The organism is Mycobacterium kyorinense, assembly GCF_002101735.1.
Lineage (GTDB): Bacteria > Actinomycetota > Actinomycetes > Mycobacteriales > Mycobacteriaceae > Mycobacterium > Mycobacterium kyorinense.
Map to the genome: position 1 here is coordinate 1 of NZ_LQPE01000132.1, position 11909 is coordinate 11909.

Genomic DNA, 11909 nt, shown 5'->3' on the forward strand with positions numbered 1-11909 from the left:
GGGTTCCAAAGTCCCATAGAGTGACCGGCGTGGCGGGCGACCCGACCCCATTTTCACGCCTGCGAGGCGGCCCCCGGAAGGGTCAGAGGGCTCGCGGCAAGAGGTGACGTTCAGAAGTCGCCGGCGTTGTGCCGCAGCGTTTCGATCGACGACACCAAAGCCTGCGCCTCCCGCTCGGACATCCCGATATCGCCGAACACCTGCTCGTTGAGCGTGACCGTCGCGTCCTCGACCGTCGACCGGCCCAAGTCGGTGATCTGCACCAGCGTGGTGCGCCCGTCGGTCGGGTGCGGCACCCGTTGCACCAGCCCGTCGGCCTCCAACCGGCGAATCGCGTGGGTGACGCTGGTGACGTGAACCTGCAGCAGGTCGGACGCCTTGGTGATCGGCAGCGCTCCGGTACGGCTGAACGCCAGCAGCCGCAGCAGCTCGTACCGCGAGAAGCTCAGATCGTAGGGGCGCAACGCGTTCTCGACGCGGGCCAGCAGTATCTGGTGGGCCCGCATCACCGACGTCACCGCGACCATGCCCTGCGCGACGTCGCCCCAGCCGGCGCGCTCCCAATTGGCCCGCGCCGCGGCGATCGGGTCGCGGTTGTCGGAGCTCGAAGCGGCCACGCCCTTTCTTACCGCACTTTCGGGCGGATTCGGGTCAGCCGCGCGGCTTTCCCACCGCCGACAGCACCGCCTGCGTCGACGCCCGGTTGCCGACGGTGACCCTTGCGCCGCCGTCGGCGTAGTACCGGACTCGCAGCCCACTGCCCGCGAACGCCTCGCGCCACGGCCGACCCCTCGGCGGCAGGAACACGAAGTTGGCGTGCGCGTCGGTGCTGTACACCCCCATTGCGGACAACCGTGTCCGCAGGTATCGGCGTTCGGCGGCGATCAGCCGAATCCGCTGTTGCAGTTGGTCTTCGGCCTGATAGGACGATGCCACCGCCAACAGGCTGGTGATCGGCATGCCGAACGGCAGTTGCTTACTCCACAGGGCATGGATCAGGCTCGTCGAGCCGAGGCCGTAGCCGATCCGCAGTCCGGCCAACCCGTACGCCTTGGAGAACGTCCGAACCACCACCACGTTGGGGAACCGGTCAACCAAAGCTCTCACGTCGATGCGGTGCTCGGCAGCGACGAACTCGACGTAGGCCTCGTCGAGGACGACGATCGTGTCCATCGGCACCCGGCGCAGGAATTGCACGACGTCGTCGGCCGGCTCCAGGGTGCCGGTCGGATTGTGCGGCCGGCACAACACCACCACCCGCGCCGTCGCGGCGGCGTCGGCCAACGCGGCCAGATCGTGGTGGCCGTGCCGGTCGAGCGGGACAGTTGCCGGGATCAACCGGGCTATCTGCGCAACGATCGGATAGCCGTCGAATGTGGGTGTCGCCATCACGATCGTGTCGCCCGGATCGGTGAGCGCGTGCAGGGTCTGCATCACCACGCCCGTCGCACCGGCGCCGAGCACCACCTGTTCCTCGCGCATGCCGACATGGGCGGCGATCAGCCGGCGCAGTCGCTCGGGCAGAAATTCGGGATAGCGGTTGGCCGCGTCGATCGAACGGATCAGCGCCGAGCGCACCGCCGGCAGCGGCGGGAACGGGTTTTCGTTGAGTGACAACGCGAACGGATCGACGGCATCGGGTATCGCATCGTCGATCATCGGGGCCGCCGCAGTCATGGGCGGCGACCCGCCGCACTCGGCTCCGCCGAGCTTGCGATCACCGCGGCCGTCATCAGCCTCGTCCGCCCCACCGCACGGCGGCCGCGCCGGCGAAGTCACCGGCGTGCGCGAACGCGGCCATCAACACGATGTCGCCCGCGCTGACCTGGCCCTCAGACACGGCACGATCCAGGTTGATCGGGATGCCCGCGCCGAACAGGTTGCCGCATTCGTCGAACGTATGGCGATGACGTTCGGGCGGCACCTCGAGGGCTTCCCGCCAGTTGCGCAGGAACACGCGGTTGGGCTGATTGGTGACCAGTAGGCCAATATCCTTGGAGCTCAGGCCGATTCGATCGCACACCGCGAGCGCGACTTCGGGGACCTGGCGGTTGCCGCGGGCAAGCACCTTGGCGATTTTCGTTTCGGTGAACCCGATGTAGCCTTCGCCCGGCCCGGGCTGCCACCACTTACGGGGCGGATCCATGGCGATCGTCATGTCACCGGCGTATTCGCCGTAGGTGCGGCATTCGATATCGAGGATCGGTGATCGGTCGGACAGCGTCACCAATGCCACCGCGGCGCCGTCGCCGGGGACGGCCGACTGAGCCTTGCGGCGCACACCGGGTTGGTCGAAGACCTGCCCGGCCGCATTCTGCGCGATCGCGATCAGCGCGCTGCCCCCTTCACCGGACGCCAGAAGTCGGCGAGCCACGTTGAGCGCCAACACAAATACCGCACATCCACCGTTGTGGAGGTCGAGTACCCAGGATGGCCGCATGCCCAAGCGGTGCGCGACGGCGCCGCCCGCGCCGTAGAACGGCATGTCGGGCATCTGCGTGTGGGTGATCAGTACGTCGATGTCCGAGATGACGTCGTGACCGTGACGCTCGATCAGCCCGGCACAGGCGCGTTCGATCATGTCGACGGCGGTTTCGTCGGGTGCGACGTGATGGCGGAACTTGGGTGCGCGGAACATCACGTTGTCGCGCAGTTCGTCGGACTCGGCGTACTGCGCGTAATAGTCGGCGCCGATCGGTTCGCCGGGCAGATAGGTGGAAACGTCGGTCAGGCTGACGGCAGGTGTCATGGCGGTGGTCATCTCATCCAGGCCGGCGTGATCGGCAGGCCGTTGCGGTGCCGGTATTCGGCGATCGTCTTCAGGTTGTTCAGCTCCAGCCCGTGACCCGCGCCGAAGAGGTCCCAGAAGTCGCCGACCCAGCCGGTGCGACCCGCCGGTGCGGTGTCGGGGTAGGGGTTGTGGTCGTAGAACGGGTGGCGGCAATTGGTCCACAGCACAACCGAACCCGGCTTGTTCAACACCAGCTGCGCGTCGACGACCCGCATCAAATAGATCATCCACAGGTGCTTGCCCTGATCCCATGCGCAGTGGTAGTCGACGGTGCGTGCCTGCTCGTTGGCTACCGTGCGGGTGTAGATCTTGGTGTCGGGAAGCAACCGGTCGTAGGCCTCCCACAGGCCGGGCTCCTCGGTGGGGGTGAAGCCTCGCAGGGTGTAGGTCCATTCTTCGAGGCTGCGGGTGTCGGATAGGTATTCGAACAGCTCGTCGGGTGGGCAGTCGACGTAGTCGTTGACCGTGCAGTACTGGCCGTAGACCTCGTCGTGCGGGTACACCGATCGCATCTTCGCCATGAACATCGGCGCGGTTTCTTCCAGCGGCGAGGTCTCGATGCGGACCACCCCGTCGATATCGTCAAGCGCTGGCAGGGACATGGGTTCGGTCCTCCTTGTGGTTCGTAATGTGTTGCCGGGCAACCGGATCAGCCTGAGTCAGGAACGCCGCAAACGGCGGGATCTCGTCGGCGGAGCATTCGACGCTGACCACCGACGGGCCGTCTACGGCCATCGCGTGCGCCAGCGCTGCGGGGAATGCGTCGAGGTCGGCGACGTCGACCGAGGACAACCCGGGGAACATCGCCGCCAACCCGGCACCGAGGTTGCTCGGGCTGAACCGGTTGTAGCTGTACAGGTCGTCGTAGAAGAGCTGCTCGCGGGTGACGCACATGGCGTGGGCGTTGTTGTTGAACAACACGAACGTCACCGGCAGCCGGTATTGCACCGCGGTGTGCACTTCCATGCCGTGCATGAAAAACGCCCCGTCGCCGGCGATGACGACGGTGCGCCTGCCCCGGCCGAACGCCATCCCGATACCGGCGCCGAAGCTGTAACCCATGCCGCCCATGCCCAGCGCGACCGCGAACCGCCCGTCGCGCCGCACCGGCAGGTAGTGAATTGCGGCCGCTCCGGTGTTGCCGGCGTCGACCACGATGTCGACCCCGGCGGGCAGCGCGGCGTCCAGCACCGCCATCGCGTCGCGGTAGCGCACACCCGGCGCGTCGACGAGCGGGGGCCGCAGTTCGGTGCGTGCCATGCCGTCGGGCACCCGCAGGCCGGCGGGTCGCCCGCCGCCGGACAGCTCCCGGATCAGCATGCTCAGCGACAGGCGCACGTCGTCGGTGTGCACATGCGTGCACGGCACGTACGGCGGTGCCGAACCGATCGAGATCGTTCGGGTCGCAGCCAGCGCGTCGTCGAGGCCGGCGCGCGCGGTCACCGGCAGCCGGCTGCCCACCACCAGGCACAACCCACTGCCCGCCACCGCCTCGGCCACGCCGGGGTGGCCCATGACACCGGTCAGTCCGAGCGCCGACGATGAGCCGAAACCCGGTGTGCCGGCCACGTCTTTGGCATCGGGCACGCACGCCACCTGTGCGCGCAGCAGGGCGCGCAGCTCCTCGAGTTCTCGGCGAGCGTCGTCGCGTGCCACCTGCTCGCCGGCGACGATCGTGACCGGTCCGTTGGCGCGGCGCAGCGCACGCATGATCGGATGCAGGTCGCCGATCCGCGGCGCGGTACCGTCGAGCTCGTAGCCGTTGGTGGCGACGAGTCCTTGCTGAATGTCCTTGGGCAGCAACAACACCGCCGGCCCTCCGGTTCGCGCGGCGGCCACCGCGGCGGGCAGCGCCGACGCGATGTCGGCGGGCGCCACCACCCGTCGACAGAAGACCGACACCGCGGAGAACAACGCCTCGGCATTCAGCGAACCGTTGCGGCCACTGGTGTCCTGAAAGCTGCCGCGACCGTCCATCGGCATCGCGGGCTGGCCCACCAGTGCCAGCACCGGCACCCGGCTTGCAAACGATTCTCCAAGGCCTGGAACAAGATTCAGCGCGCCACCGCCCGACGTCGCCGCCACCACGCCTAAGCGGGCGCCGGCGCGGCTGTAGCCGTCGGCCATCGCCGCGGCGGAGAACTCGTGCTTGGCCAGCACAGCCGTGATGTCGGAGCGGAAATGCGCTGCATCGTAAAGGTCTTCGATGTTGGCACCGTCGACACCGAAGATGTGGTCGATCCCGATCGTCGCGAGATGTTCGACGATGTGGTCGACCACTCGGTGTTGCCTGGCCATGCCGGTAATACGACCGCCGGGTGGCTTTGGTTCACCGCGGCGCGGAATTTACAGCGAGCGTTCCAGCAACACGTTGCCGTTGTCGGCGGAAACCACCTGCACCGCGGCGATTTGGTCGACCGGTGTGGAAATGCTTCCGGCGGGGGTCGCCGTGTGGCCGGGTTCGGCCACCCAGGTCGCCAGCTGGGTGCGGCTGCCGTCGCGGCCCACCACCACCATGGCCAACCTGTCGTGGTGGGCGTACACCGGCGCCAGGCATACGCATTTCATGTCGATATAGGTTCCCCAGTGCTGGCCGATGACCGACACGGTCGAGGCCAACGCTTTGGTCCCGACTTGCGCCATCTCCAGCGACGATGCGCGCGGCTGCGGCGCGGCGGGCACGGCCGGCGCGCTCGCCTGCGGCGTGGGCACGGAGGCCGGGGTGTGCGGCTTGACGCCGACGAACACGCCGATCGCCAGCACCGCGGCCGCTGCGCCCGAAGCTGTCCAGGTGATCACACGGGAGCGACGCCGCCGCCACGCCACCTTGGCCAGCAGCGACGGCAGCATCTCCGGCGGCACGGGTGCGTCACTCGTGTGGTCGGCCGCCTCGATGGCGGCGACGACGTTGTCGTCCAGCCGTGAGAGCAGGGCAGGCATGCCGCTGAGTTCGGCGACAGCGCTGCGGCACGACGCGCAGTCACGCACGTGCGCCTCGAATTCGTGCCGTTCGGCGTCCGACAGCGAGCCCAGCACGTAGGCGGCGTCCCACATCGCGTACTCATGGTCATAGCGCGGGGCTCGCCCACCGTCGTCGGCTGGGCCGGCGCCCCATCGAGTAATCATCGGGTTACCCCCATCTCCTGCAGGGTGAGTCGTAGGGCTCGCAGGGCGTAATGCAGCCGTGATTTCACGGTACCCTCGGCGATCCCGAGGTCGGCGGCGATCGCAGCGGTGGTCCAGCCCCGGTAGTACGAGCGGGCGACCACGGCACGATGCTCGGGCGACAATTGCGCCATCGCCTCGGCGATCAGCATCCGGTCCAGGGCCGAATTCACCTCGTCGGGACCGGCCTGCTCCGGCGCGTTGTTTAGCGAGCCGACTTCGTTTCGCGAACGCGCACTTCGGCTTTGGTCGATGATCATGTTGCGGGCGACGGTGAACAGCCAGGCCCGCGCGGAGCGCTCGCCGTCGCCGATGACTCCCGGATGCTGCCAGGCCCGCAGCAGCGTCTCCTGCACGATGTCTTCGGCGCGGGCCCGGTCACCGGTCAGCCGGACCGCAAACCGCCACAGCGCCGCGGCGTGCTCGTCGTAGAGCGCTTTCATCAGCGCCTCTTCCGGAGCCGTCCACCCGGTGGCATCCCGGACCGGATCGTCCATCACCAGCCTCACTGTGAGTACACGAATCAAACGCCTATTTCGTTCAGTTGGCTAACCTCTTCACTCGGTGATCCAGTTGCCGTGGAAGCCGTGCGGCACCCTCCGCGGCATCTGCACGCGGGCAACCGGTTCGCCGCCGAAGTCCGAAGCGTCGATGACCACCAGATCACTGCCGTCGCGAACGGGGTCATACACGTAGGTCAGGTACCAGCCGGCGGACTCGTCCGACTGCTCGCCCGCGGGCACGAACACCGCCTCATCGGCGGTGCCCAGCCCACCGTTGCGGCCGAACCGGTGTTCTTCTGCCGAACCGCGTAACAGGTCGTAGCGCACCAACGAGTGGGTGCCGACCGCAACGGAGTAGCGGGCCGGCCGCCCGGTCAGCCTGTCGTCGATTCGCGGGAACTCGACGGCACGGTCGTCGAGTTGTTGCTCGTCGACGACGCCGGCGTCCAGGTCGATGGTCCATTGCCACAGTGCCGCGTCTGTGTCGAACACGCTGCCCTCTCGCCACAACTCTGGGTAGCGAACCACCTGCAGCACAATGGAATTGCCGGCGTCGTACGCATTGGCCAGGTGGAAGACGTAGCACGGGTCGACGTCGAACCAGCGCACCGGGCCGTACGGGAGGTCGCGGCGCAGCACACCGAGCCGCCCGCCGTAGGAGTCGTCCCACCGGTACGGCACGTCCTGATCGGCTTGCATGGTCAAGGCGACGCCCAGGTCGAATACCAGTGGCAGATCCAAGAACACGACGTGCTCGGCGGTCAGCGCGAAGTCGTGCATCAGGGTGAGCCCCGGAACGTCGACGGGCCGGCTGATGACCAGCTCGCCGTCGGCGTTCGCTCGGTGATAGGTGACGTGCGGCGCGGAAATGCTGCCGTAGCCGAAGAAGTGCAACTCGCCGGTGTCCGGGCAGATCTTCGGGTGGGCCGTCATCGCGTCGGCCAGCTTGCCGCCGAAGTCGTAGGCGCCCAACGTTTTCAGGTCGTTGGTGATCTCGTACGGCAACGACGTCTCCATCAGCGCCAGGGTCTTGCCGGCGTGCCGGACCACGTGGGTGTTGGCGGCACTGGAGCGCAGGTTGCGGGTGCCGTCGGCGTTGTACGCCGGGAACGGATCCTGGAAGCTCTCGGTGCGCACCCACCGGTTGCGGTACCAGGCGACGCGGCCGTTCTCCAGCCTCACCCCGTGCACCATGCCGTCGCCGACGCACCAATGTCCTTGGGCGTCACGCGGGTTGGGGCCGTTGCGCAAATACCACCCGTTGAGCTCGCTGGGGATTTGTCCTTCGACCGGCAGATCGAGGGCAGTGAGTTCGTCGGGCACCGGCGCGTAGTTGGCGGTACGAAACACCGGGAAAACGGTCTGGGCGGGCACGGCGTTGGTCGCCGGCCGGCTTGCGGCCGTGCCGACCTTGTCGAGCACCAGCAGCGGCGCAGCAACAGCAGAGCGCTCGTCGTCGAGCGCGGCCACCTCGTCGGAAGAGAGCAGGCTCAGGAGAGCCGGCATGTCGGCCAGTTCGTCGACGGCCCGCCGGCATGACGCGCAGGCACCCATGTGCGTCTCGAATTCGTGCTGCTCGGCGGCCGACAGGGAGCCCAGCACGTAGGCCGCGTCCCACATCGCATAGTCATGGCCGCCGTACGGTTTGCCGTTGTGGGCCATGCCGTCGCCGTGTGCGCGCGTCATTGCGCCACCCCCATCTCCCTCAATGTCTGTCGCAAGGTGCGCAGCGCATAGTGCAGTCGCGACTTCGCGGTACCTTCGGCGATTCCCAGCTCGCCGGCGATTTGCGCGATAGGCAACCCCCGGTAGTAGGCGCGGTGGACCACCGCGCGATGTTCGGGGGACAACCGCGCCATCGCATCGGCCATCAGCGCCCGGTCCAGCCTGGCATCGGCTTCCGGAATATCCATCACCAGCCCTCCGGTGAGATACGACTCAACCGCCCGTCTGGTTCACCGGCGCCGTACACGTGGGTCAGCCAGCCCTGAAGAATCCGTGCCGGGTCGACGTCACCGCCACGATGTGTGTTCTCAGTGTGACCCTCCCGGGGCTTCGGCGCCAGACATCCAGCTGTGGAATCGGCCATCGGGGTCGTAGGCCGAGCGCACCTTGTCCAGACGTGCCATGTTGGGTTCGGTGATGAATCGCGCGGGACGCCGGCACAAGTTCTCGTCGGCGAGCGAGATGCCGGTCGACAGGTGTGACATCGCCGCCATGTTGGACGCCGCCCAGTCCCGGTACCGCGCGTCATCGGCCGGATCACGCCAGATGGTGTAGAGCGCCAGGTAGATTTCGTCCTCCAGGCCGTACACCTTGTCGGCGCGCTGCGGCGACGTGTTCCATCCGGTGAAGATGAAATGCGACGGGTGCGGTGGCATGGTCTCGATGATTGTGCGGATGCCCGGCAGTAGCTCGTCGGCGGAAGCCGACGTGAACATGCTGTCCGCGATGTAGCGGTAGCCCTTGGGATAGCTGGCCTTCACGGCGCCATACCAGTCGGCCAGCGTGGTGGGCGCATACGGCAGGTTGACGATCGCCTTGTCGATGACTGGGCAACTCCCCAGCGGCGCAAGGGCTTTGACTGCCGCCTCTTCCGATTCGGCGAAGACGGGTGAGGCGATGGTGATGCCGGGCTCGGCGCGCCCGGCCGCCGGAACGCTGCGCGCGGTGTGGATCTGCAGTTCGACGCTGGCGTCGATCTCGGACCGGATCGCGCGTCCCCAGCTGAACACCTCGTCGGCGACGTCGATCGGATACATGTACAGGCACGTGCCCCAGACCGGCGGGCGTGGGTGCAGCCGCAGTCTGAAAGAGGTGACCACGCCGAAGAATCCCGGCCCTGACCCGCGGGCCGCCCAGTACAGGTCGGGATGGTTCTCGGGATCGCAGTAGATCTGTTCACCCTCGGCGGTGACGACCTGCAGCCCGAGCACGCTCTCGCAGGCCGGCCCGAGCGTCGGGCTGTTCCAGCCGTAGCCGCCCTGCAGCAGATAGCCGCCGAGGCAAATTCCTTCGCAGTGGCCCGCCGGAAAGAAAAGCCCCTGCGCATCCAGTTCGGCGGCGAAGACACTGGCGACCTTGCCCGGCCCGACGTCGGCGGTCATCCGATCCGGGTCGACACTGCAGTGATCGAGGCGGCTGACGTCGAGCAGCACCCCGCCGTCACGCAGGTGGCTGGCGGTCCAGCTGTGTCCGCCCGAACGTACGCCGACGCGATGCCCGTGGGCGCGCGCATAGCGCAGGGCCGCCACCACGTCGTCGGTGTCGTGGGCCTGCACGATCACATCGGGAAAGCGGTCCGGCACCAGGCCGTTCCACACCGTTGCCCGGCGAGCCGCCTCGTAGCCGTCCGCGTCGCGGAAGACGGCCTTGTCGGCGGATATCATTGCAGCACCGCGGTTTTCGCCCGGTGCGGCGCTGCCGACAGGTACGCCGCCACCTGCCTCGCCAGCGGCGTGGCGGCGAGCCGAATCGCCCGCAGGGGGCCATTGGGCGGAATGCCGTAGCCGATGGCGAACATCCCGTCGCCGAGGTGCGAGGCAAAGCCGCCGCGCGGGTTGCCGCGGTCGTCGAGCACGCCCAGGTGGCCGACCAGAGCGTCGAGATCGGTGCGGAAGCCGGTGGCGGCGATGATCGCCTGCGGCGCAACCGATGCGCCGTCGGCCAGGATCACGCGGCCGGATTCGACCGCTTTGACGGCGGCGACGACGCGCACGCGGCCGGCCCGTACCGTGTCGATGAGCTCGTCGGCCAGCGTGGGGATGCGGCCCCGCGTTTCCACCGTCGCCTTCAGGCCGAGCGGCGGTGGGCCAAAACCGTAGGCCGCCAAGTCGTTCCACATCAGGCGGTTGAGCTGCCCGATCAACGGGTCGACCAGCCGTGCCGGGACCCGCGCGAACAGTTCGAGGAAGATGTCCGACGGAACCGGGCCGATGGCCCGCCGCACCAGGTGCGGCGGGGTACGTACCGCAAGCCAGATCCGGCGGGCGCCGCTGTCGGCAAGTTGGACGGCGATGTCGGCGCCCGAATTGCCGGCGCCGACGACGAGGACGTCGCGACCGCGGTAAGGCCAGGCGTTGACGAAGTTCCCCGAGTGCACGAGCTCGCCAGTGAAGCCACTCAGGCCGGGCCAGGCCGGGATGGTGGGTGCGCTGTAGTTTCCTGTCGCGAGAACGATTGCCGCGGTGCGGATTTCACCCGACGACGTGTCGAGGTGCCACGCGCCGCCGGACCGGTCGATGCGACGGACGTCGCACCCGAGCCGCAGCGCGATGTTCTGGCGCGCAACGTAGTGGTCGAAATAGCGGACCATGTCTTCCTTGGTCGGCCAGCGGCCGGCGTTCAGCGGAATCCGTTGACCGGGAAGATGCGACAAGAACCCGTTGGTGTTGAGCCGGAAGTTGTCATAGCGGCTGCGCCACGAAATCGCCGGTGCCGCGGCTCGATCGAGGACGAGTGCCGTGACGCCGTGGTGATGGCCGAGTTGGCGCGCCACCGCAAGACCGGCGGGCCCTGCCCCGACGACCACAGCCTCGGGTTCGTCGTCACTGGGCAGGCGAGAACCTCGGGTCACGCCAGTAATACGAGCCGTGACCGGTTGTGGTTCATCCGGTCACGCAGGCCACCGGTTCAGCGCCGGACCGGCCCGGCCAGGGTGAGGATGCGGGGCCCGTCCTTGGTCACCGCGACCGTGTGCTCCCAGTGTGCGGCGCGCGACCCGTCACCGGTGACGACGGTCCATTCGTCGTCGAGCACCTTGGTTTTCCCGGTGCCCAGCGTCAGCATCGGCTCGATGGCCAGCACCGAACCGACGGCCAGCAGCGGCCCGCGCCCGGGGGCGCCTTCGTTGGGCAGGAAGGGGTCCATGTGCATGTGCCGGCCGATGCCGTGGCCGCCGTAGCCCTCGACGATGCCGAACGCGCGGCCGTAGCGTTTTTCGGCGGCATGCGTGGCGGTTTCGATGGCGTGCGAGACATCGGTCAACCGGTTGCCCACGATCATCGCGGCGATCCCCGCCTCCAACGACTCTTTGGTTGCCTGCGACAGCGCCTCGTCGGTGTCGGTGAGCTGGCCGATCCCGAACGTGACCGCCGCGTCGCCGTGCCAGCCGTCGAGAATGGCGCCGCAGTCGATCGACACCAGGTCGCCGGGCGCCAGGATTTCGCTACCGGACGGGATGCCATGCACCACACGGTCATTCAGCGATGAGCAGATCGACGCCGGGTAGCCGTGGTAACCGAGGAACGACGGCGTCGCGCCGGCGTCGCGGATCACCGCCTCGGCGACTTCGTCGAGGCTGCGGGTCGAGGTCCCGGGCGCGGCCGCGTCCTGCACTGCCCGCAGCGCGGCGGCCACCACCGCCCCCGCCGCGGCCATCGCGTCGAGCTCACCGGCGCTGCGCTGGGGCACCACCTTGCGGCTGCGCAGCCCGGCCAGGGCGATCACGG

11 protein-coding genes and 1 pseudogene are annotated in these 11909 nt (G+C 68.1%); all 12 read right to left on the reverse strand.

Going from position 1 to position 11909, the window contains the following annotated elements:
• Window positions 1–110 precede the first annotated feature (110 nt).
• Entirely contained in the window at window positions 111–617 is a 507-nt protein-coding gene (locus tag AWC14_RS15560; RefSeq protein WP_045373442.1) for a MarR family winged helix-turn-helix transcriptional regulator, read from the reverse strand.
• A 34-nt stretch (window positions 618–651) separates the two neighbouring features.
• The gene (locus AWC14_RS15565; protein ID WP_045373461.1) at window positions 652–1677 is read right to left on the reverse strand and encodes a pyridoxal phosphate-dependent aminotransferase; all 1026 of its coding nucleotides are present in this window, start codon (window positions 1675–1677) and stop codon (window positions 652–654) included.
• A 55-nt stretch (window positions 1678–1732) separates the two neighbouring features.
• A complete protein-coding gene (locus tag AWC14_RS15570; protein WP_428838974.1) occupies window positions 1733–2761 on the reverse strand; it encodes a 3-oxoacyl-ACP synthase III family protein in 1029 nt (342 codons plus the stop codon).
• Window positions 2758–3393 carry a hypothetical protein gene (locus AWC14_RS15575; RefSeq protein ID WP_045373440.1) on the reverse strand — a complete coding sequence of 212 codons (636 nt, stop codon included), beginning with the start codon at window positions 3391–3393 and terminating at the stop codon, window positions 2758–2760. The genes AWC14_RS15570 and AWC14_RS15575 overlap by 4 nt, the downstream gene beginning before the upstream one ends.
• Window positions 3374–5089 (reverse strand): thiamine pyrophosphate-binding protein, encoded by a 1716-nt coding sequence (locus tag AWC14_RS15580; protein ID WP_045373438.1) that lies wholly within the window; start codon window positions 5087–5089, stop codon window positions 3374–3376. The genes AWC14_RS15575 and AWC14_RS15580 overlap by 20 nt, the downstream gene beginning before the upstream one ends.
• Window positions 5090–5137: 48 nt before the next feature.
• Window positions 5138–5917: an anti-sigma factor family protein gene (locus tag AWC14_RS15585; protein WP_045373436.1), complete on the reverse strand. Its 780-nt coding sequence runs from the start codon at window positions 5915–5917 to the stop codon at window positions 5138–5140.
• The gene (locus AWC14_RS15590; protein WP_081967959.1) at window positions 5914–6453 is read right to left on the reverse strand and encodes a sigma-70 family RNA polymerase sigma factor; all 540 of its coding nucleotides are present in this window, start codon (window positions 6451–6453) and stop codon (window positions 5914–5916) included. The genes AWC14_RS15585 and AWC14_RS15590 overlap by 4 nt, the downstream gene beginning before the upstream one ends.
• A gap of 60 nt (window positions 6454–6513) precedes the next feature.
• Complete coding sequence (locus tag AWC14_RS15595; protein WP_082632500.1) at window positions 6514–8145, reverse strand: carotenoid oxygenase family protein; 1632 nt, start codon at window positions 8143–8145, stop codon at window positions 6514–6516.
• Window positions 8142–8360, reverse strand: a pseudogene (locus tag AWC14_RS15600) (sigma factor-like helix-turn-helix DNA-binding protein); the annotation flags it as partial. The pseudogene AWC14_RS15600 and the gene AWC14_RS15595, both read right to left, overlap by 4 nt.
• Before the next feature lie 132 nt (window positions 8361–8492).
• Window positions 8493–9848, reverse strand: coding sequence for an FAD-binding oxidoreductase (locus tag AWC14_RS15605; RefSeq protein ID WP_057003261.1), 1356 nt, complete (start codon window positions 9846–9848; stop codon window positions 8493–8495).
• Window positions 9845–11035, reverse strand: coding sequence for a flavin-containing monooxygenase (locus AWC14_RS15610; protein ID WP_237761613.1), 1191 nt, complete (start codon window positions 11033–11035; stop codon window positions 9845–9847). Before AWC14_RS15610 ends, AWC14_RS15605 begins: the two co-directional genes overlap by 4 nt.
• 56 nt (window positions 11036–11091) lie before the next feature.
• Window positions 11092–11907 carry a type I methionyl aminopeptidase gene (gene map, locus AWC14_RS15615; protein ID WP_045373434.1) on the reverse strand — a complete coding sequence of 272 codons (816 nt, stop codon included), beginning with the start codon at window positions 11905–11907 and terminating at the stop codon, window positions 11092–11094.
• Window positions 11908–11909 lie beyond the last annotated feature (2 nt).

Coding starts and splice junctions, on each gene's coding strand:
- AWC14_RS15565 (WP_045373461.1), bottom strand. CDS start 1,677: ATGACTGCGGCGGCCCCGATGATCGACGATGCGATACCCGATGCCGTC.
- AWC14_RS15570 (WP_428838974.1), bottom strand. CDS start 2,761: ATGACCACCGCCATGACACCTGCCGTCAGCCTGACCGACGTTTCCACC.
- AWC14_RS15575 (WP_045373440.1), bottom strand. CDS start 3,393: ATGTCCCTGCCAGCGCTTGACGATATCGACGGGGTGGTCCGCATCGAG.
- AWC14_RS15580 (WP_045373438.1), bottom strand. CDS start 5,089: ATGGCCAGGCAACACCGAGTGGTCGACCACATCGTCGAACATCTCGCG.
- AWC14_RS15585 (WP_045373436.1), bottom strand. CDS start 5,917: ATGATTACTCGATGGGGCGCCGGCCCAGCCGACGACGGTGGGCGAGCC.
- AWC14_RS15590 (WP_081967959.1), bottom strand. CDS start 6,453: ATGGACGATCCGGTCCGGGATGCCACCGGGTGGACGGCTCCGGAAGAG.
- AWC14_RS15595 (WP_082632500.1), bottom strand. CDS start 8,145: ATGACGCGCGCACACGGCGACGGCATGGCCCACAACGGCAAACCGTAC.
- AWC14_RS15605 (WP_057003261.1), bottom strand. CDS start 9,848: ATGATATCCGCCGACAAGGCCGTCTTCCGCGACGCGGACGGCTACGAG.